Source organism: Pseudomonas sp. GW821-FHT05D12, from assembly GCF_059419825.1.
Genome location: NZ_JBWKSN010000001.1, coordinates 366,273 through 384,229, shown reverse-complemented (window position 1 = coordinate 384,229; position 17,957 = coordinate 366,273). Strand labels below are relative to the sequence as shown.

At 60.6% G+C, this 17,957-nt stretch carries 22 protein-coding genes; 14 read left to right on the top strand and 8 right to left on the bottom strand.

Annotation, left to right across the window (positions count from 1 at the left end; all coding sequences use genetic code 11):
* Positions 1-108: 108 nt before the first annotated feature.
* Genes lptB through AC07SI_RS01770 form a run of 5 tightly spaced genes read right to left on the bottom strand, consistent with a single transcriptional unit; the run spans position 109 to position 3,476 of the window.
* Entirely contained in the window at positions 109-834 is a 726-nt protein-coding gene (lptB, locus tag AC07SI_RS01790; protein ID WP_016974288.1) for an LPS export ABC transporter ATP-binding protein, read from the bottom strand.
* Positions 834-1,409 carry a lipopolysaccharide transport periplasmic protein LptA gene (gene lptA / locus AC07SI_RS01785; protein WP_106805144.1) on the bottom strand — a complete coding sequence of 192 codons (576 nt, stop codon included), beginning with the start codon at positions 1,407-1,409 and terminating at the stop codon, positions 834-836. Before lptA ends, lptB begins: the two co-directional genes overlap by 1 nt.
* Positions 1,396-1,968, bottom strand: a complete 573-nt coding sequence (lptC, locus tag AC07SI_RS01780; RefSeq protein ID WP_065900725.1) for an LPS export ABC transporter periplasmic protein LptC — start codon at positions 1,966-1,968, stop codon at positions 1,396-1,398. Before lptC ends, lptA begins: the two co-directional genes overlap by 14 nt.
* An 8-nt stretch (positions 1,969-1,976) precedes the next feature.
* Positions 1,977-2,501, bottom strand: a complete 525-nt coding sequence (locus AC07SI_RS01775) for a KdsC family phosphatase (protein WP_034118123.1) — start codon at positions 2,499-2,501, stop codon at positions 1,977-1,979.
* Positions 2,502-3,476, bottom strand: a complete 975-nt coding sequence (locus AC07SI_RS01770) for a KpsF/GutQ family sugar-phosphate isomerase (RefSeq protein ID WP_065900727.1) — start codon at positions 3,474-3,476, stop codon at positions 2,502-2,504.
* Between the two features lie 311 nt (positions 3,477-3,787).
* Here AC07SI_RS01770 and AC07SI_RS01765 point away from each other — a divergent pair, with 311 nt between their 5' ends.
* From AC07SI_RS01765 to hisC, 10 genes are all read left to right on the top strand, one after another.
* Positions 3,788-4,597 carry an ATP-binding cassette domain-containing protein gene (locus AC07SI_RS01765; RefSeq protein ID WP_065900728.1) on the top strand — a complete coding sequence of 270 codons (810 nt, stop codon included), beginning with the start codon at positions 3,788-3,790 and terminating at the stop codon, positions 4,595-4,597.
* Positions 4,597-5,394 carry a lipid asymmetry maintenance ABC transporter permease subunit MlaE gene (mlaE, locus tag AC07SI_RS01760; protein WP_060754952.1) on the top strand — a complete coding sequence of 266 codons (798 nt, stop codon included), beginning with the start codon at positions 4,597-4,599 and terminating at the stop codon, positions 5,392-5,394. The genes AC07SI_RS01765 and mlaE overlap by 1 nt, the downstream gene beginning before the upstream one ends.
* The gene (gene mlaD, locus AC07SI_RS01755) at positions 5,394-5,861 is read left to right on the top strand and encodes an outer membrane lipid asymmetry maintenance protein MlaD (protein ID WP_017845975.1); all 468 of its coding nucleotides are present in this window, start codon (positions 5,394-5,396) and stop codon (positions 5,859-5,861) included. Before mlaE ends, mlaD begins: the two co-directional genes overlap by 1 nt.
* Before the next feature lie 11 nt (positions 5,862-5,872).
* Positions 5,873-6,520, top strand: a complete 648-nt coding sequence (locus AC07SI_RS01750) for an MlaC/ttg2D family ABC transporter substrate-binding protein (RefSeq protein WP_065900730.1) — start codon at positions 5,873-5,875, stop codon at positions 6,518-6,520.
* A complete protein-coding gene (locus tag AC07SI_RS01745; protein WP_106805143.1) occupies positions 6,517-6,822 on the top strand; it encodes an STAS domain-containing protein in 306 nt (101 codons plus the stop codon). The genes AC07SI_RS01750 and AC07SI_RS01745 overlap by 4 nt, the downstream gene beginning before the upstream one ends.
* A 114-nt stretch (positions 6,823-6,936) precedes the next feature.
* Positions 6,937-7,176, top strand: a complete 240-nt coding sequence (locus AC07SI_RS01740; RefSeq protein WP_017845972.1) for a BolA family protein — start codon at positions 6,937-6,939, stop codon at positions 7,174-7,176.
* A gap of 23 nt (positions 7,177-7,199) precedes the next feature.
* Complete coding sequence (gene murA, locus AC07SI_RS01735; protein WP_065900737.1) at positions 7,200-8,465, top strand: UDP-N-acetylglucosamine 1-carboxyvinyltransferase; 1,266 nt, start codon at positions 7,200-7,202, stop codon at positions 8,463-8,465.
* Positions 8,466-8,697: 232 nt separating this feature from the next.
* The gene (gene hisG / locus AC07SI_RS01730) at positions 8,698-9,333 is read left to right on the top strand and encodes an ATP phosphoribosyltransferase (protein WP_003188599.1); all 636 of its coding nucleotides are present in this window, start codon (positions 8,698-8,700) and stop codon (positions 9,331-9,333) included.
* A 128-nt stretch (positions 9,334-9,461) separates the two neighbouring features.
* The gene (gene hisD, locus AC07SI_RS01725) at positions 9,462-10,787 is read left to right on the top strand and encodes a histidinol dehydrogenase (protein ID WP_065900740.1); all 1,326 of its coding nucleotides are present in this window, start codon (positions 9,462-9,464) and stop codon (positions 10,785-10,787) included.
* Between the two features lie 3 nt (positions 10,788-10,790).
* Positions 10,791-11,843: a histidinol-phosphate transaminase gene (gene hisC, locus AC07SI_RS01720; protein ID WP_495004972.1), complete on the top strand. Its 1,053-nt coding sequence runs from the start codon at positions 10,791-10,793 to the stop codon at positions 11,841-11,843.
* Positions 11,844-11,973: 130 nt separating this feature from the next.
* Here hisC and AC07SI_RS01715 read toward each other — a convergent pair whose 3' ends face one another.
* Entirely contained in the window at positions 11,974-13,248 is a 1,275-nt protein-coding gene (locus AC07SI_RS01715; RefSeq protein WP_092240754.1) for a uracil-xanthine permease family protein, read from the bottom strand.
* Positions 13,249-13,250: 2 nt separating this feature from the next.
* A complete protein-coding gene (upp, locus tag AC07SI_RS01710) occupies positions 13,251-13,889 on the bottom strand; it encodes a uracil phosphoribosyltransferase (protein WP_024073483.1) in 639 nt (212 codons plus the stop codon).
* Positions 13,890-14,053: 164 nt separating this feature from the next.
* On the opposite strand from upp, the gene AC07SI_RS01705 reads away from it, so the two are divergent.
* From AC07SI_RS01705 to AC07SI_RS01690, 4 genes are all read left to right on the top strand, one after another.
* Complete coding sequence (locus tag AC07SI_RS01705; protein WP_025856323.1) at positions 14,054-14,611, top strand: hypoxanthine-guanine phosphoribosyltransferase; 558 nt, start codon at positions 14,054-14,056, stop codon at positions 14,609-14,611.
* Positions 14,612-14,614: 3 nt separating this feature from the next.
* Entirely contained in the window at positions 14,615-15,082 is a 468-nt protein-coding gene (locus AC07SI_RS01700; protein WP_120447638.1) for a WbuC family cupin fold metalloprotein, read from the top strand.
* Between the two features lie 35 nt (positions 15,083-15,117).
* A complete protein-coding gene (locus AC07SI_RS01695) occupies positions 15,118-15,606 on the top strand; it encodes a hypothetical protein (protein WP_065900746.1) in 489 nt (162 codons plus the stop codon).
* 186 nt (positions 15,607-15,792) lie between these two features.
* Complete coding sequence (locus AC07SI_RS01690; RefSeq protein ID WP_065900748.1) at positions 15,793-16,080, top strand: PA4642 family protein; 288 nt, start codon at positions 15,793-15,795, stop codon at positions 16,078-16,080.
* 69 nt (positions 16,081-16,149) lie between these two features.
* Here the strand turns inward: AC07SI_RS01690 and mqo are convergent, their stop codons facing one another.
* A complete protein-coding gene (gene mqo, locus AC07SI_RS01685) occupies positions 16,150-17,658 on the bottom strand; it encodes a malate dehydrogenase (quinone) (protein WP_065900751.1) in 1,509 nt (502 codons plus the stop codon).
* Positions 17,659-17,957 lie beyond the last annotated feature (299 nt).

Below are 17,957 nucleotides of genomic sequence, written 5' to 3'. Positions count from 1 at the left end.
ATCGGGGGCTTTGCCTAGAGCGCGGTAACAATAAAAATCCGGAGGTTTTCATTGACTCCCGCGCACCTTGGCGAACGGCCTGCCACCGCCTTTTTCAAACAGGCAGGCTTACAGGCGGAACTCGTGACCCAGGTACACTTCCTTGACCAGTTCGTTGGCCAGGATAGTGGCGGAGTCGCCTTCGGCGATCAGCTGGCCATCGTTGACGATATACGCGGTTTCGCAGATATCGAGGGTCTCACGGACGTTGTGGTCAGTGATCAACACGCCAATGCCCTTGGCCTTGAGGTGGTGGATGATCTGCTTGATATCACCCACCGAGATCGGGTCGACACCGGCAAACGGTTCGTCCAGCAGGATGAACTTGGGTGCAGTGGCCAGCGCCCGGGCGATTTCCACGCGGCGACGCTCACCACCGGACAGGCTCATGCCGAGGTTGTCGCGGATGTGGTTGATATGGAATTCCTGCAGCAGGCTTTCCAGCTCCTTGCGACGGCCGTCACGGTCGAGTTCCTTGCGGGTCTCGAGGATCGCCATGATGTTGTCGGAAACCGACAGCTTGCGGAAGATCGACGCTTCTTGCGGAAGATAGCCGATGCCCGCGCGGGCGCGGCCGTGCATCGGCTGGTGGCTGACATCGAGGTCGTCGATCAGGACGCGACCCTGGTCCGCCTGGACCAGGCCGACGATCATGTAGAAGCAGGTGGTCTTGCCGGCGCCGTTGGGGCCGAGCAAGCCGACGATCTGGCCGCTGTCGATCGACAGGCTGACGTCGCGCACGACCTGGCGGCTTTTATAAGCCTTGGCCAGATGCTGGGCTTTCAGGGTTGCCATTAGTTCGCCTTCTTCGCATCGGGTTTAGGCGCAGGCTGGGCAGCGCCGTCTTTCTTCTTCGGCTGGATAACCATGTCGATGCGTGGACGCGGTGCGCTGAGCTTGCTGCCCGTGGCGCGGCCGGCGTTGGCGACCTGCTTCACGGTGTCATAGGTGATCTTTTCACCTTCCGTGGAGTTGCCGTCGGGGCTGAGCACCTTGGCCTGGTCGATCAGCACGATGCGATTCTGCTGGGCGTGATACTGGATGGTCTTGCCATAGCCTTTCATCGGGCCGGTATCGGTCGCGGACTGCTTCTGTTCGAAGTAAGCCAGGTTGCCCACTGACGTCACCACGTCGATGTCGCCGGATTGGGTGCGAGTCAGCGTCACCGTGTTGCCGGTGATCTTCATCGAGCCTTGGGTGATGATCACGCCGCCGGTGTAGGTGGCGACGCCTTGCTTGTCATCCAGCTGCGCATCGTCGGCCGAGATGTGGATCGGTTGCTGGCTATCGTTCGGCAGAGCCCAGGCGCTCACGCTTCCCAGTGCTGCGCCCAGACCGAGCAAAATAGGGAGAGTTTTAACGAGCCTCATACTGTCCTCTTACGTTCGATAGCAGGTGTATCCTGCTTTCTTTCAAATACGCTTTCATTCCCTTGCCAGTCGATACACCGCCAGCGCCGTCGATTCTAACGTCTTGCTCGGTCTGCGCATATTGCTTCTGCGGGAATACGGTCATGCGACTGCTGGTAATCACGGTGTCGCGGTTTTTCGCATCGGTGCGTGCAACACGTACCGAGTCGATCAGTTCTACCTGGGTGCCGTCCGGGTTGACCTCGCCACGCTTGCTGGTGACGTGCCATGGAAACTCGGTGCCACGGTAGATGTTCATGTCCGGGTTGGTCAGCAGGGTCACTTCGGTGGCCTTCAAATGCTCGACCTTGTCCGACGTCATCTCGTACTGCACCTTGCCATCGGGCAGGAACTGCACGCTCTTGGCATTGATGGCGTAGTAGTCGATAGCCCCTTCGTCGACCTGCGCAGCAGGCTGGTCGAGAAAGCGCTCCGGGCTGATATTCCAGTAGCCCACCGCCAGGAACAGCGCGGCAATGACCCCGAATAGCAGGAAGTTGCGAATCTTTTTACTCAGCATAAAACGCTCTATAAGTAGGCGGCGTGGGCCGCTTCAAGGCTGCCCTGGGCACGCAGGATCAGCTCGCAGAACTCGCGGGCGGCACCTTCGCCACCACGCGCGGTGGTGATGCCATGGGCGTGCTCGCGGACAAAGGCCGCCGCATTGGCGACGGCCATGCCCAGGCCCACTCGGCGAATGACCGGCAGGTCAGGCAGGTCATCGCCCAAGTAGGCGACCTGCTCATAGCTTAGGTTGAGTTGGCCAAGAAGCTCGTCCAGGACCACCAGTTTATCCTCGCGGCCCTGATACAGGTGAGGAATCCCCAGGTTTTGTGCGCGGCGTTCCACAACGGGAGTCTTTCTGCCGCTGATAATCGCGGTTTGCACGCCCGCTGCCATCAGCATCTTGATGCCTTGGCCGTCGAGGGTGTTGAACGTCTTGAATTCGCTGCCGTCTTCGAGGAAGTACAGGCGGCCATCGGTCAGCACGCCGTCAACGTCGAAAATCGCCAGCTTGATGTTTTTGCCGCGTTGCAACAGGTCGCTGGTCATTTACATCACTCCTGCACGCAGCAAGTCGTGCATGTTCAGGGCGCCGATCGGGCGGTCGTCGGCATTGACCACCACCAGTGCGCCAATCTTGTGGTCTTCCATGATCTTCAGGGCTTCGGCGGCCAGCATGTCCGGGCGCGCGGTCTTGCCGTGGGGCGTCATCACGGCATCGATGGTCGCCGTATGGATGTCGATGGTGCGGTCCAGGGTGCGGCGCAGGTCGCCGTCGGTGAAGACCCCGGCCAGGCGCCCGTCGGCTTCCAGGATGACTGTCATGCCCAGGCCCTTGCGGGTCATTTCCATCAGCGCGTCCTTCAGCAGAGTGCCGCGCGGGACGTGGGGCAATTCATCGCCCGAATGCATGACGTTTTCCACTTTGAGCAGCAGGCGCCGGCCCAGGGCGCCGCCTGGGTGGGAAAATGCGAAGTCTTCCGCGGTAAAACCGCGTGCTTCCAACAATGCCACGGCGAGCGCATCGCCCATCACCAGGGCTGCGGTGGTGGAGGAGGTCGGCGCCAGGTTCAGCGGGCAGGCTTCATGGGCCACGTGAACATTGAGGTTCACTTCGGCGGCCTTGGCCAGCGTCGATTCCGGGTTGCCGGTGATGCTGATCATCTGGATGCCCAGGCGCTTGATCAGCGGCAGCAGGGTCACGATTTCGTTGGTGGTGCCGGAGTTGGACAGCGCCAGGATGATGTCATCCTTGGTGATCATGCCCATGTCGCCGTGGCTGGCTTCGGCCGGGTGCACGAAAAACGCGGTGGTCCCGGTGCTGGCCAGGGTCGCGGCGATCTTGTTGCCCACGTGACCTGATTTGCCCATGCCGACCACGACAACGCGGCCTTTGCTGGCCAGAATCATCTCGCAAGCGCGTACGAAATCCGCGTCGATATGCGCCAGCAAGCCTTCCACGGCTTCAAGCTCTAGGCGGATGGTGCGTTGTGCGGATTGAATAAGGTCGCTGGATTGGCTCATGTCTGAAATCGTATAGCCTGACGAAAAGTCGGCGATTATAACGGTAATGATCGATTCCCTCACGCAAGTTCGTCAGGCTTTATTCACCTGATGCCTGAGATTCCTTCTTCAGTAACACAGCCGGCAACGTTTTTTCGCTGTCCCCAATCTGAACAAGCGCAGTTCCGGCCTTGGGCGCGTTGTACCAGCAGTGATATAGTTCGCCGCCAGTTCGGTCCGCCCAGCCCATGTGGCTATCAATTGCGCAATCGTTGCAAACGTTTGTCGCAAGCGTGGTGTCTGAGTGAGAGGCTGCATCCCAAGGAGTTTAGATGAGTGCCGATAACGCCTACGCGGTCGAGCTGAAGGGACTGACCTTCAAGCGCGGGACGCGCAGCATCTTTGAGAACGTCGATATTCGCATTCCCCGCGGCAAGGTCACGGGCATCATGGGGCCTTCCGGTTGCGGCAAGACCACCCTGTTGCGCCTGATGGGCATGCAATTGCGTCCCAGCGCCGGCGAAGTGTGGGTCAACGGCCAGAATCTGCCGACGCTGTCGCGCAGCGATCTGTTCGATGCGCGCAAGCACATGGGTGTGCTGTTCCAGAGCGGCGCGCTGTTCACCGACCTCGATGTGTTCGAGAACGTGGCCTTTCCGCTGCGGGTGCATACGCAGCTGTCTGACGAAATGATTCGTGACATCGTGTTGCTGAAACTGCAGGCCGTCGGCCTTCGCGGTGCCATCGACCTGATGCCCGACGAGCTGTCCGGCGGCATGAAGCGCCGGGTCGCCCTGGCGCGTGCGATTGCCCTCGATCCGCAGATCCTCATGTACGACGAGCCCTTCGTCGGCCAGGACCCGATTGCCATGGGGGTGCTGGTACGCCTGATTCGCCTGCTCAACGACGCCCTCGGCATCACCAGCATCGTGGTGTCCCACGACCTTGCAGAAACCGCGAGCATTGCCGATTACCTCTATGTAGTTGGCGATGGCCAGGTACTGGGCCAGGGCACGCCAGAAGAACTGATGAACGCAGACAATCCGCGCATTCGCCAATTCATGACTGGCGATCCCGATGGCCCGGTGCCTTTTCACTTTCCGGCAGCGGATTACCGCTCAGATCTTCTGGGGAAGCGCTGATGCGCAAGACATCTCTTATCGAAAAGGTCCGCCTTTTCGGTCGCTCCGGCATCGACATTGTCGAAGTCCTGGGCCGCTCGACGATTTTCCTGTTCCACGCCTTGCTCGGCCGCGGCGGCATCGGTGGCGGCTTTGGCCTGCTGGTCAAGCAACTGCATGCCGTGGGCGTCATGTCCCTGGTGATCATCGTGGTCTCCGGTGTGTTCATCGGCATGGTGCTGGCGCTGCAGGGCTTCAATATCCTCTCCAGCTACGGTTCGGAGCAGGCGGTAGGGCAGATGGTTGCCCTGACGTTGCTGCGTGAGCTCGGGCCGGTGGTCACCGCGCTGCTGTTCGCGGGGCGTGCGGGTTCGGCGCTGACGGCTGAAATCGGCAACATGAAGTCCACCGAGCAGTTGTCCAGCCTGGAAATGATCGGCGTGGACCCGCTCAAGTACATTGTTGCCCCGCGCCTGTGGGCCGGCTTCATTTCCCTGCCATTGCTGGCGATGATCTTCAGCGTTGTGGGTATCTGGGGCGGTTCGTGGGTGGCAGTGGACTGGCTGGGCGTCTATGACGGTTCCTACTGGGCCAACATGCAGAACAGCGTGACCTTCAGCGGCGACGTGCTCAACGGCATCATAAAAAGCATCGTCTTCGCCTTTGTAGTGACCTGGATCGCCGTATTCCAAGGCTACGACTGTGAGCCCACTTCAGAAGGGATCAGTCGCGCCACCACCAAGACCGTTGTGTACGCCTCGCTGGCGGTACTGGGCCTTGACTTCATTTTGACCGCCTTGATGTTTGGAGATTTCTGATGCAAAACCGCACTGTGGAAATCGGTGTCGGCCTTTTCTTGCTGGCTGGCATCCTGGCTTTATTGTTGCTGGCCCTGCGAGTCAGTGGTCTTTCCGCGAGCCCCACCGCCGACACTTATAAACTTTACGCGTACTTCGACAATATCGCCGGTTTGACTGTCAGAGCTAAAGTGACCATGGCCGGTGTCACCATCGGCAAGGTCACGGCAATCGATCTGGATCGCGACAGCTTCACCGGTCGAGTGACGATGCAACTGGACAAGAAGGTAGATAATCTGCCGACCGACTCCACTGCATCTATCCTCACTGCGGGTCTGCTGGGCGAGAAGTACATCGGTATCAGCGTGGGCGGGGAAACAGCCTTGCTCAAGGATGGCTCGACAATCCACGACACACAGTCGTCGTTGGTACTTGAAGACCTGATCGGTAAATTCCTGCTCAATACGGTCAATAAAGACGCCAAATGAGGAATCTGTACATGATCTCTACCTTGCGACGTGGCCTCCTGGTACTGCTGGCGGCGCTGCCGTTGATGGCTAACGCGGCGGGTTCTGCGCACGATCTGGTGCAGGACACGACCAACAAGATGCTGGCCGACCTGACTGCCCATAAAGAGCAGTACAAGCAGGATCCCAGCAAGTTCTACGACGCGCTCAACACCATCGTCGGCCCGGTCGTCGACGCCGAAGGTATTTCGCGCAGCATCATGACCGTCAAGTATTCGCGCAAGGCGACGCCTGCGCAGATGCAGACGTTCCAGGAAAACTTCAAGAAAGGCCTGTTCCAGTTCTACGGCAATGCACTGCTTGAGTACAACAACCAGGGCATCACCGTTGATCCAGCCAAGGATGAGTCGGGCGATCGCACCAGCGTTGGCATGACCGTCAAGGGCAACAACGGCGCGGTCTATCCTGTGCAGTACACCCTGGAGAAGGTCAACGGCGAGTGGAAACTGCGCAACGTGATCATCAACGGTATCAACATCGGCAAGCTGTTCCGTGACCAGTTCGCTGACGCGATGCAGCGCAATGGCAACGACCTGGACAAAACCATCAATGGTTGGGCCGGTGAAGTTGCCAAGGCCAAGGAAGAGACCGACAAAGCCGCCGGGAAGCCCGCGCAATGACCGAGTCGGCTGTTCGTCTCGGCGACGCTGGCGAGCTGTTCATCAGCGGCGTGCTGGATTACCGCACCGGGCCTGACCTGCGCAAGCAGGGCCAGGCGCTGATCAAGACCAGCACCGCGCCTGCGCTGGTGCTGGATTGTTCGGCGGTGACCAAGTCCAGCAGTGTCGGTTTGTCGTTGCTGCTGTGCTTCATGCGCGATGCAGAGGCGGCCAAAAAGCCGGTCAGCATCCGTGCATTGCCCGAAGACATGCGTGAAATTGCCGAAGTTTCCGGTTTGACCGAACTGTTGGCGCATCCTTAATACACATTATTAAAGAAGCCCCCCGTCAGAGTCCTGCTATGCGGGGTTCGCAGGCGCGGGGCTTTTTTGTATGATGTGCGACCCGTGCGCACTGGGCGCCGATAGAGGTTGAGCATGCAGGCCCTAGAAGTTAAAAGCTTCCTTGAAGGAAAGCTGCCGGAAACGAACGTAGAAGTTGAAGGCGAAGGCTGCAACTTCCAGCTGAACGTGATTAGCGATGAACTGGCGGCATTGAGCCCGGTCAAGCGTCAACAGCAGGTCTATGCCCATTTGAACCCGTGGATCACCGATGGCAGCATCCACGCGGTCACTATGAAATTTTTCAGCCGCGCGGCCTGGGCCGAGCGCACCTGAGCCCCCAAGGCGTCGAGATTCTTATGGATAAATTGATTATTACCGGCGGTGCCCGCCTTGATGGCGAGATCCGCATCTCCGGTGCAAAAAACTCCGCCTTGCCGATCCTGGCAGCGACCCTGCTGTGCGATGGCCCGGTGACCGTGGCCAACCTGCCGCACCTGCATGACATCACCACCATGATCGAGCTGTTCGGTCGCATGGGCATTGAGCCGGTGATCGACGAGAAACTGGCCGTCGAAATCGACCCGCGCACCATCAAGACCCTGATCGCTCCGTACGAACTGGTGAAAACCATGCGTGCTTCGATCCTGGTGCTGGGCCCGATGGTTGCCCGTTTCGGCGAAGCTGAAGTAGCCCTGCCTGGCGGTTGCGCGATTGGCTCGCGTCCGGTTGACCTGCACATCCGTGGTCTCGAGGCCATGGGTGCAACCATCGACGTCGAAGGCGGCTACATCAAGGCCAAGGCGCCGGAAGGCGGCTTGCGCGGTGCCAATTTCTTCTTCGATACCGTCAGCGTGACCGGTACCGAGAACATCATGATGGCGGCTGCCCTGGCCAACGGTCGCAGCGTCCTGCAAAACGCCGCGCGCGAGCCGGAAGTGGTCGACCTGGCCAACTTCCTGATCGCCATGGGTGCCAACATCACCGGCGCCGGCACCGACACCATCACCATCGAAGGCGTCAAGCGCCTGCATTCGGCCACCTACAAGGTGATGCCGGACCGCATCGAGACCGGTACCTACCTGGTTGCCGCTGCCGTCACCGGTGGTCGCGTCAAGGTCAAGGACACTGATCCGACCATCCTTGAAGCCGTGCTGGAAAAACTCAAGGAAGCCGGTGCTGAAATCACTACCGGTGCCGACTGGATCGAGCTGAACATGCATGGCAAGCGGCCAAAAGCCGTGAACGTGCGTACCGCTCCGTACCCGGCGTTCCCGACCGACATGCAGGCGCAGTTCATCTCCCTGAACGCGATTGCCGAAGGTACCGGTGCCGTGATCGAGACGATCTTCGAAAACCGCTTCATGCACGTGTACGAACTGCACCGCATGGGCGCGAAGATCCAGGTCGAAGGCAACACCGCTATCGTTACCGGCACCGAGAAGCTCAAGGGCGCGCCAGTGATGGCGACCGACCTGCGCGCTTCGGCCAGCCTGGTGATCTCGGCGCTGATCGCCGAAGGTGACACGTTGATCGACCGCATCTACCACATCGACCGTGGTTACGAGTGCATCGAAGAAAAACTGCAGATGCTCGGCGCGAAAATCCGCCGCGTACCGGGCTAGTCCCGGCACTGCAAACACCTTCACTGTGGAGAGGGAGCTTGCTCCCGCTGGACTGCGCGGCAGTCCCATTTCCAGCGCCGCTTCGTGCCCCAGCGCGAGCAAGCGTCCTCGCCACGGGAAGGTGTTTGTTGTTAAATGGTTTGTTTCAAATCGAGGCAGTAATGGCCTCGATCTGTGTCTGGCGCCGTTTGTGACCGGACCGCAATAGCCTGATGAAGGACTGACGTTTCCCATGTTGACCATCGCACTGTCCAAGGGCCGCATCCTTGACGACACTTTGCCGCTTCTGGCTGAAGCGGGCATCGTGCCGACCGAGAATCCGGACAAGAGCCGCAAGCTGATCATCCCAACGACCCAGGACGACGTGCGCCTGTTGATCGTGCGGGCTACCGACGTGCCGACCTACGTTGAACATGGCGCGGCCGACCTGGGTGTCGCCGGCAAAGACGTGCTGATGGAATACGGTGGCCAGGGCCTGTATGAGCCGCTGGATCTGCGCATTGCCCTGTGCAAGCTGATGACGGCCGGCCGTGTCGGTGACGTCGAGCCCAAGGGGCGCCTGCGAGTGGCCACCAAGTTCGTCAACGTCGCCAAGCGTTACTACGCCGAGCAAGGCCGCCAGGTCGATATCATCAAGCTCTACGGCTCGATGGAGCTGGCGCCGCTGATTGGCCTCGCCGACAAGATCATCGATGTGGTCGACACCGGCAACACCCTGCGCGCCAACGGTTTGGAGCCGCAGGATTTCATTGCCGACATCAGCTCTCGCCTGATCGTCAACAAAGCCTCCATGAAAATGCAGCACGCCCGTATCCAGGCGTTGATCGACACCCTGCGCAAGGCAGTGGAGTCTCGACACCGCGGTTGACTCACCCGCGTAGCCGGAAGGCTGCGCCCGTCTATCCGCCTCATAGCCAGAATTCTCAGGTGCCCAAGCGGAAACGACTGCTAGTTTAGGGCGCCTGAGTTTTTGCCAATTCTATTGAGGCCCTCGCTATGACCACGTCCACTGCAATTGCCCGACTCAACGCTGCCGACCCGGATTTCGCCCATCATCTGGATCATCTGCTGAGCTGGGAAAGCGTGTCCGACGATTCGGTCAACCAGCGGGTGCTCGACATCATCAAAGCCGTGCGCGAACGCGGTGACGCGGCGTTGGTGGACTTCACCCGCCAGTTCGACGGCTTGGACGTGAAGTCCATGGCCGACCTGATCCTGCCGCGCGAACGCCTCGAGCTGGCCCTGACGCGCATCACTGCGCCGCAGCGCGAAGCCCTGGAAGTGGCCGCAGCGCGGGTGCGCAGCTACCACGAGAAACAGAAGCAGGATTCCTGGAGCTACACCGAAGCTGACGGTACCGTGCTGGGCCAGAAGGTCACGCCACTGGACCGTGCCGGCCTGTACGTGCCGGGCGGCAAGGCGTCGTACCCGTCGTCGGTGCTGATGAACGCGATCCCAGCCAAAGTGGCGGGCGTGACCGAAGTGGTCATGGTGGTACCGACCCCGCGCGGCGAAATCAACGAGCTGGTGCTGGCTGCGGCCTGCATCGCCGGGGTCGACCGCGTCTTCACCATCGGCGGCGCGCAGGCTGTTGCCGCGCTGGCCTACGGCACCGAGAGCGTGCCGAAGGTCGACAAAGTGGTCGGTCCGGGCAACATCTACGTCGCCACTGCCAAGCGCCACGTGTTTGGCCAGGTCGGTATCGACATGATCGCTGGCCCGTCGGAAATCCTCGTGGTGTGTGATGGCCAGACCGATCCGGACTGGATTGCCATGGACCTGTTCTCCCAGGCCGAGCACGACGAAGACGCCCAGGCGATCCTGGTCAGCCCCGACGCCGAATTCCTCGACAAGGTGGCCGCCAGCATCAATAAATTGCTGCCGACCATGGAGCGCGCCGAGATCATCGAGAAGTCGATCAATGGCCGTGGCGCGCTGATCCTGGTGCGTGACATGGAACAGGCTATCGAGGTGGCCAACCGCATTGCGCCGGAGCACCTGGAGCTGTCGGTTGCCGACCCACAAACCTGGCTGCCATCGATTCGTCATGCCGGTGCGATCTTCATGGGCCGCCACACCAGCGAAGCCCTGGGCGACTACTGCGCGGGCCCCAACCACGTGTTGCCGACCTCGGGCACCGCGCGTTTCTCGTCGCCACTTGGGGTGTATGACTTCCAGAAGCGTTCGTCGATCATCTTCTGCTCGCCACAAGGCGCTTCCGAGCTGGGCAAGACCGCGTCGGTGCTGGCCCGTGGTGAATCCCTCAGCGCGCATGCTCGCAGCGCCGAATATCGCATCCTTGAAGACAAGCAGGGGAACTGAGACATGAGCAAATTCTGGAGCCCCTTCGTCAAGGACCTGGTGCCTTACGTGCCTGGCGAACAGCCCAAGCTGACCAGGCTGGTCAAGCTCAACACCAACGAAAACCCCTACGGCCCGTCGCCCAAGGCGCTCGCCGCGATGCAAGCCGAGTTGAACGACAACCTGCGCCTGTACCCGGACCCCAACAGCGACCTGCTCAAGCAGGCGGTGGCCAAGTATTACGGGATCGACGCCGGCAAGGTGTTCCTTGGCAACGGTTCCGACGAAGTCCTGGCGCACATCTTCCATGGCCTGTTCCAGCACGATCTGCCGCTGCTGTTCCCGGATATCAGCTACAGCTTCTATCCGGTCTACTGCGGCCTTTATGGCATCAAGTCCGCCCCGGTGCCGCTGGACGAGCAGTTCCAGATCCGCGTGTCGGACTACGCCAGGCCCAACGGCGGGATCATCTTCCCCAACCCGAACGCGCCGACCGGCTGCGTGCTGGCGCTGGACGCGGTGGAGCAGATCCTCAAGTCCAGCCCGGACTCGGTGGTGGTGGTCGATGAAGCCTATATTGACTTCGGTGGTGAAACCGCCATCAGCCTGGTGGACCGCTACCCGAACCTGCTGGTGACGCAGACCCTGTCCAAATCGCGCTCACTCGCCGGTTTGCGCGTGGGCCTGGCCGTGGGCCACCCGGACCTGATCGAAGCGCTGGAGCGGGTCAAGAACAGCTTCAACTCCTATCCGCTGGATCGCCTGGCGATTGTCGGCGCGGCGGCGGCGTTCGAGGATCGTGAGTACTTCGAGGCGACCTGCCGATTGGTTGTCGATAGCCGTAACAAGCTGGTCGCTCAATTGGAGGAGAAGGGTTTTGAGGTGTTGCCGTCGGCAGCCAACTTCATCTTTGCGCGTCACCCACGGCACGACGCTGCGGGTCTTGCCGCCAAGGTGCGTGAGCAGGGCGTGATCGTGCGGCACTTCAAGCAGGAGCGGATTGCCCAGTTCCTGCGGATCAGCATCGGTACGCCGGAGCAGAACCAGGCGCTGATTGATGGCCTTGGTGAGCTGTAAGACTTCAGTGCTTGATTGACTGAACTGGCCTCATCGCGGGCAAGCCCGGCTCCCACATTGGAATGCATTTCCCTGTGGGAGCCGGGCTTGCCCGCGATGAGGCCATCAGCAACACCGAAAATCGACAGCCTTAGAGCAGTGGCTCATCAGATTTTTTGTTCTTCCAGCCATCGTTGCCCGGCAGCAGCAGGTTCAAGCCAATCGCTACCACCGCACACAGGGCAATGCCCTTGAGGCCGAAATCATCCGGGCCGGTGCCGGTACCGACCAGCACCCCGCCAATCCCGAACACCAGGGTCACCGACACAATCACCAGATTGCGCGCCTCACCCAGGTCGATCTTGTGGCGGATCAAGGTGTTCATCCCCACCGCGGCAATCGAGCCGAACAGCAGGCACAGGATCCCGCCCATCACCGGCACCGGGATGCTTTGCAGCAGTGCGCCGAACTTACCGATAAACGCCAGGCTGATGGCAAAGACCGCCGCCCAGGTCATGATTTTCGGGTTGTAGTTCTTGGTCAGCATCACCGCGCCGGTCACTTCGGCGTACGTGGTGTTCGGCGGGCCGCCAAACAGGCCGGCGGCCGTGGTGGCAATCCCGTCACCCAGCAGGGTGCGGTGCAGGCCGGGCTTCTTCAGGTAGTCGCGACCGGTCACGCTGCCCACTGCAATCACACCGCCGATATGTTCGATCGCCGGGGCCAGGGCCACCGGTACGATGAACAGGATCGCCTGCCAGTTGAACTCCGGCGCGGTGAAGTGGGGCAGGGCAAACCAAGGGGCGGCAGCGATTTTTGCCGTGTCGACCACGCCAAAGTAGAACGACATGGCGAACCCCACCAGCACGCCGGAGATGATCGGCACCAGGCGGAAAATGCCTTTGCCGAACACCGCCACGATCAAGGTGGTCAGCAGCGCTGGCATCGAGATCATCATCGCGGTTTGGTAATGGATCAGCTCGGCGCCGTCACCGGCCTTGCCCATCGCCATGTTGGCGGCGATCGGCGCCATGGCCAGGCCGATGGAGATGATCACCGGCCCGATCACCACGGGCGGCAGCAGCCGGTCGATGAAACCGGTGCCCTTGATCTTCACGGCGAGGCCGAGGAAGGTATAAACGAAACCGGCCGCCATCACCCCGCCCATGGTCGCCGCAAGGCCGAACTGGCCCTTGGCGAGAATGATCGGCGTGATAAACGCGAAGCTCGATGCCAGGAATACCGGCACCTGACGCCCTGTGACCACCTGGAACAGCAACGTGCCCAGACCAGCGGTAAACAGTGCGACGTTTGGATCAAGACCTGTGATCAGCGGCATCAACACCAGCGCGCCAAATGCTACGAAGAGCATCTGTGCGCCGGACAGGATCTGGCGCCAAAGCGGGTCGTTGAATTCATCCTGCATGCTCACGCGTCCTTCTGCTTGGTGCCGAAGATCTTGTCACCGGCATCGCCCAGGCCTGGGATGATGTAGCCGTGCTCGTTCAGGCGCTCATCGATGGAGGCGGTGTAGATCTGCACGTCCGGGTGCGCTTTCTCGACGGCAGCGATGCCTTCGGGAGCGGCCACCAGCACCATGGCGCGGATGTCCTTGCAACCGGCCTTTTTCAGCAAGTCGATGGTGGCAACCATGGAGCTGCCGGTGGCGAGCATCGGGTCGATGATCATGGCCAGGCGTTCGTTGATTTCCGGAACGAGTTTTTCCAGGTACGTGTGGGCCTGCAAGGTTTCTTCGTTGCGGGCCACGCCGACGGCGCTGACCTTGGCGCCCGGGATCAGGCTGAGCACGCCTTCGAGCATGCCGATACCGGCGCGCAGGATCGGCACCACGGTAATTTTCTTACCGGCGATTTTCTCCACCTGGACGGGACCGGCCCAACCGGGGATCTCGTAGCTTTCCAGGGGCAAATCCTTGGTGGCTTCGTAAGTGAGCAGCGCTCCGACTTCCTGAGCAAGCTCACGGAAATTCTTCGTGCTAATGTCGGCACGGCGCATAAGGCCGAGTTTGTGTCGGATCAGCGGGTGGCGGATCTCGCGAGTGGGCATGGGAAAGGCTCCGGCGGCGGGCAAAAAAACCGGCCTAGATTAATCTATCCGAGGGTGTTGTCCTATAGACATCAAGTACGTTAGTCCATAAAGGCTTGAACGTTGCGCCTCACATGCGTACCTTTGCCCGCTTTTCTTGCCACAGCACCCCCTTGGAGAGCGCCATGTCCGCTGATCTCGAGCATATCCGTCAAATCATGCGCGAGGCTGACTGCCTGTACACCGAAGCGCAAGTCGAAGAAGCGATCGCCAAGGTCGGCGCACACATCACTCGCGAGATGGCCGACACCAACCCGGTGGTCTTCTGCGTGATGAACGGCGGGCTGATCTTCGCCGGCAAACTGCTCACTCACCTGCAGTTCCCGCTGGAAGCGTCCTACCTGCACGCCACGCGCTATCGCAACGAAACCAGCGGCGGTGACCTGTTCTGGAAAGCCAAGCCGGAAGTCTCGTTCATCGACCGTGACGTGCTGATCATCGACGACATTCTCGACGAAGGTCACACCCTGGGCGCGATCATCGACTTCTGCAAACACGCCGGCGCACGCAAGGTGCACACCGCCGTGCTGATCGACAAAGACCATGACCGCAAGGCCCGCCCGGACCTGAAAGCCGATTACGTCGGCCTGCCGTGCATCGACCGTTACATCTTCGGTTACGGCATGGACTACAAAGGCTACTGGCGCAATGCCAACGGGATTTTCGCCGTCAAGGGGATGTGATTGATGACCCGCTTTCTGGATCAGACGCTGTTCGCCGAATTGACCGAGAAAGCGGCCGCCAGCCCGCGTGGCCGGCACCATCACAACTTCCATCAGATGGATGAGCCCTGCCATCGCCTGGCCGTGGGCCTGCAGCCCGACACCTATGTGCCGCCGCATCGGCACCTGAGCGCCGACAAGGCGGAAACCCTGCTGGTGCTCCAGGGCAGCCTGGGCCTGCTGGTGTTCAGCGACACCGGTGAAGTCATTGCCAAGCGTGTGATGCAGGCGGGCAGCGCATGTGCCGGTGTCGACCTGCCGCCAGGGGTGTTCCACGGCTTGGTGGTGCTGGCACCGGATACAGTGATGTTCGAGTGCAAAGCCGGGCCTTATCGGCCGGTAGGCGAGGGCGAATCAGCCAGTTGGGCGCCACGCGAGGGCGATGCCGACGTGGTCGAGTATCAGCGCTGGATGCTTGCCCAGTTCGATTGAGCTACAGTGCTGGGCCATCTCCCATGGAGCGGCCCATGAGCCTGTTGATACGCACCTGCGCCGCCCTGGCGCTGACCCTCAGTTTGCCCCTGGCCGCCGCGCCTGCGCCGATGCACAGTCAGTTCCTGCCGTCGGACGACCTTACCCTGCGCGCCGAGACGCCCGATCAGCAGCAGTTGCTGCAAGTCACTGAATACGCGGTGGTGGTCGGCAACCAGCGTCAATCCAACCAGCAACCGATCCCGGTGACTTCGCCGCTGATGATCCGCCTCAAGGGCAAGCCCCTGAACAAGGGCGCGACCATCGCCCAGGTGGTGCTCAACTTCGACGCCGAAAGCAAAAGCCTGAAAAAGCCGGCATACGACGACAAGAGCAAAACCTTGACCTTGTCCTACCCGGTGGCCCAGTACCGCGTGATCGTCGACCTGCTGCGCAATGACACGGTGTATGTGCAATTCCTCAGTTATGCCAATGGGCATATCTGGGCGGACTTGCACACCGGTGTCGTTCGTTCCAGGCAGTGACAGCGCTGCAGAACACATCTGGGAGCTGGCTTGCCTGCGATGCAGCCAACTCGACCTGTTAGTAAAACCGAGGCGACACCATCGCAGGCAAGCCAGCTCCCACATTGAACGTGTGTTGCTTCCGCAGCGTGTGCCCCGCAGGTAAACTGCGTTTCCCGTGTAAATGTCTGCAGGCTGGAGTCGGTAATGCGTAAAGATAAGAAACAGGTGATTGGTGACGAGATCGGCGACGATCAGATCAAGTTGTTCCTGGACTTCGAGCCGGTCGACGCGACTTCACCGTCCCTGCACAAACTGATCAAGGCTTACCGTGGCCTGCGTATCGACGATTTCGAACGGTTCCTGGGCTTTTTCAAGGAAGCCGGCCTGGACCTGGACGGCAAGGACGAGCATGGCCAGACCTTTGTCGACCTGATCAAGGACCAGCGCAACGCCGCCGAGTACATCGAGCTGATCGATAACGCGCGCAGCTGATTATCCCGGCCATAAAAAAACGCCCCGTTCTCAGGCCGAGAGCGGGGCGTTTTTTATTGCAGCACGGCCTTAAGCGTAGCTTTCGGCTTCGTTGCTTTGCTCAACCAGTTCCAGGCTGATGTTGTTCTGCGCGTTGATCTTGCGATACAGCTCGGCATCGGTCTCCAGGACCTTTTCGCGAGCCGGGAAGATCTCGTGCAGCTTGGTTGCCCACTCGCCTGCAGCTTTTTGTGGGAAGCAGCGCTCGATCAGTTCCAGCATGATCGACACGGTCACCGAAGCGCCAGGGGAGGCGCCCAGCAGTGCCGCCAGGGAACCGTCCTTGGCCGCGACCAGCTCGGTGCCAAATTGCAGCACGCCGCCTTTTTTCGGGTCTTTCTTGATGATCTGCACCCGTTGGCCGGCCACTTCCAGGCGCCAGTCCTCGGCTTTCGCTTCAGGGTAGAAGCGGCGCAGGGATTCCAGGCGCTGCTCCATGGACTGGCGCACTTCGCTGACCAGGTACTTGGTCAGGTCCATGTTGTCGCGGGCCACGGCGAGCATCGGGCCGATGTTGCCGGCACGGATCGACAGAGGCAGGTCGAGGAACGAGCCGTGCTTGAGGAACTTGGTGGTGAACCCGGCGTATGGCCCGAACAGCAGGGACTTCTTGCCATCGACCACGCGGGTGTCCAGGTGCGGCACGGACATCGGCGGCGAACCCACGGCGGCCTGGCTGTAGACCTTGGCCTGGTGGTGCTTGACCACTTCCGGGTTGTCGCAACGCAGCCACTGGCCACTGACCGGGAAACCGCCAAAACCTTTGCTTTCTTCGATGCCTGAGGCTTGTAGCAACGGCAGGGCCGCACCACCGGCGCCGAGGAACACGAACTTGGCGTCCACCTCGCGGCTGTTGCCGCTGTTGACGTCCTTGATGCTCACGGTCCAGCCGGCGCCGTTGCGCTTGAGGCCGGTCACGCGCTTGCTGTACTTGACCTGGGCATCCGGCGAACTGGTGAGGTGGCTGAGCAACTGGTTGGTCAGGGCGCCGAAGTTGACGTCGGTGCCGTTCATCACGCGGGTGGCAGCGATTTTTTCGTCGAGCGGGCGGCCCGGCATCATCAACGGCATCCACTCGGCCATCTCATTGCGGTCTTCGGTGTAGTGCATGTCCGAAAACGCGTGGTGCTGGCTGAGGGATTCAAAGCGTTTCTTGAGGAACGACACGCCTTTTTCGCCCTGCACGAAGCTCAGGTGCGGGACTGGGCTGATAAAGGACTTGGACGAGCCAAAGGTGCCCTTTTTGGTCAGGTACGCCCAGAACTGCTTCGAGACCTCGAACTGGGTGTTGATGTGCACGGCTTTCTTGATGTCGATGGAGCCATCGGCGGCCTGCGGCGTGTAGTTCAGCTCACACAGGCCGGCGTGGCCGGTACCGGCGTTGTTCCACGGGTTGGAACTCTCCGCGGCACCCGAATCCATCAGCTCAACGACTTCCAGCTTGAGGCCGGGGTCGAGCTCTTTGAGCAATACGGCCAGGGTGGCACTCATGATGCCGGCCCCTACCAGTACTACGTCGACTGCTTCGTTATGCGCCATTTAACGCGTCTCCAAAATCTGCAGCACCAAATTGACGGCATGGCTGCCAGGAGTGACGGGGCGGTTCACGTGTTGCCCCAGGTTACCCATGGCCAGGATCGCCATGTCCGATTCGCAATTCTTTGCAATTTCAGCGCACGCTTCCTGCCGGCTAATCTGCCTATGAACGCATTCATGGGCGCCTGTGGCAATTCGACTTATGGTCAAAGCGTGCGATTCGTGCAACCAATCCGTAGCGGACAGGCTCAAGCTCCGGTTGTTGAGGAGTACTCGGTCCTGTGTGGTTGGGCTGTTCCAGA

What these genes read in the sequence shown, in the direction of transcription:
- lptB (WP_016974288.1), bottom strand. Translation starts at nt 834, where the DNA reads ATGGCAACCCTGAAAGCCCAGCATCTGGCCAAGGCTTATAAAAGCCGC.
- lptA (WP_106805144.1), bottom strand. Translation starts at nt 1,409, where the DNA reads ATGAGGCTCGTTAAAACTCTCCCTATTTTGCTCGGTCTGGGCGCAGCA.
- lptC (WP_065900725.1), bottom strand. Translation starts at nt 1,968, where the DNA reads ATGCTGAGTAAAAAGATTCGCAACTTCCTGCTATTCGGGGTCATTGCC.
- AC07SI_RS01775 (WP_034118123.1), bottom strand. Translation starts at nt 2,501, where the DNA reads ATGACCAGCGACCTGTTGCAACGCGGCAAAAACATCAAGCTGGCGATT.
- AC07SI_RS01770 (WP_065900727.1), bottom strand. Translation starts at nt 3,476, where the DNA reads ATGAGCCAATCCAGCGACCTTATTCAATCCGCACAACGCACCATCCGC.
- AC07SI_RS01765 (WP_065900728.1), top strand. Translation starts at nt 3,788, where the DNA reads ATGAGTGCCGATAACGCCTACGCGGTCGAGCTGAAGGGACTGACCTTC.
- mlaE (WP_060754952.1), top strand. Translation starts at nt 4,597, where the DNA reads ATGCGCAAGACATCTCTTATCGAAAAGGTCCGCCTTTTCGGTCGCTCC.
- mlaD (WP_017845975.1), top strand. Translation starts at nt 5,394, where the DNA reads ATGCAAAACCGCACTGTGGAAATCGGTGTCGGCCTTTTCTTGCTGGCT.
- AC07SI_RS01750 (WP_065900730.1), top strand. Translation starts at nt 5,873, where the DNA reads ATGATCTCTACCTTGCGACGTGGCCTCCTGGTACTGCTGGCGGCGCTG.
- AC07SI_RS01745 (WP_106805143.1), top strand. Translation starts at nt 6,517, where the DNA reads ATGACCGAGTCGGCTGTTCGTCTCGGCGACGCTGGCGAGCTGTTCATC.
- AC07SI_RS01740 (WP_017845972.1), top strand. Translation starts at nt 6,937, where the DNA reads ATGCAGGCCCTAGAAGTTAAAAGCTTCCTTGAAGGAAAGCTGCCGGAA.
- murA (WP_065900737.1), top strand. Translation starts at nt 7,200, where the DNA reads ATGGATAAATTGATTATTACCGGCGGTGCCCGCCTTGATGGCGAGATC.
- hisG (WP_003188599.1), top strand. Translation starts at nt 8,698, where the DNA reads ATGTTGACCATCGCACTGTCCAAGGGCCGCATCCTTGACGACACTTTG.
- hisD (WP_065900740.1), top strand. Translation starts at nt 9,462, where the DNA reads ATGACCACGTCCACTGCAATTGCCCGACTCAACGCTGCCGACCCGGAT.
- hisC (WP_495004972.1), top strand. Translation starts at nt 10,791, where the DNA reads ATGAGCAAATTCTGGAGCCCCTTCGTCAAGGACCTGGTGCCTTACGTG.
- AC07SI_RS01715 (WP_092240754.1), bottom strand. Translation starts at nt 13,248, where the DNA reads ATGCAGGATGAATTCAACGACCCGCTTTGGCGCCAGATCCTGTCCGGC.
- upp (WP_024073483.1), bottom strand. Translation starts at nt 13,889, where the DNA reads ATGCCCACTCGCGAGATCCGCCACCCGCTGATCCGACACAAACTCGGC.
- AC07SI_RS01705 (WP_025856323.1), top strand. Translation starts at nt 14,054, where the DNA reads ATGTCCGCTGATCTCGAGCATATCCGTCAAATCATGCGCGAGGCTGAC.
- AC07SI_RS01700 (WP_120447638.1), top strand. Translation starts at nt 14,615, where the DNA reads ATGACCCGCTTTCTGGATCAGACGCTGTTCGCCGAATTGACCGAGAAA.
- AC07SI_RS01695 (WP_065900746.1), top strand. Translation starts at nt 15,118, where the DNA reads ATGAGCCTGTTGATACGCACCTGCGCCGCCCTGGCGCTGACCCTCAGT.
- AC07SI_RS01690 (WP_065900748.1), top strand. Translation starts at nt 15,793, where the DNA reads ATGCGTAAAGATAAGAAACAGGTGATTGGTGACGAGATCGGCGACGAT.
- mqo (WP_065900751.1), bottom strand. Translation starts at nt 17,658, where the DNA reads ATGGCGCATAACGAAGCAGTCGACGTAGTACTGGTAGGGGCCGGCATC.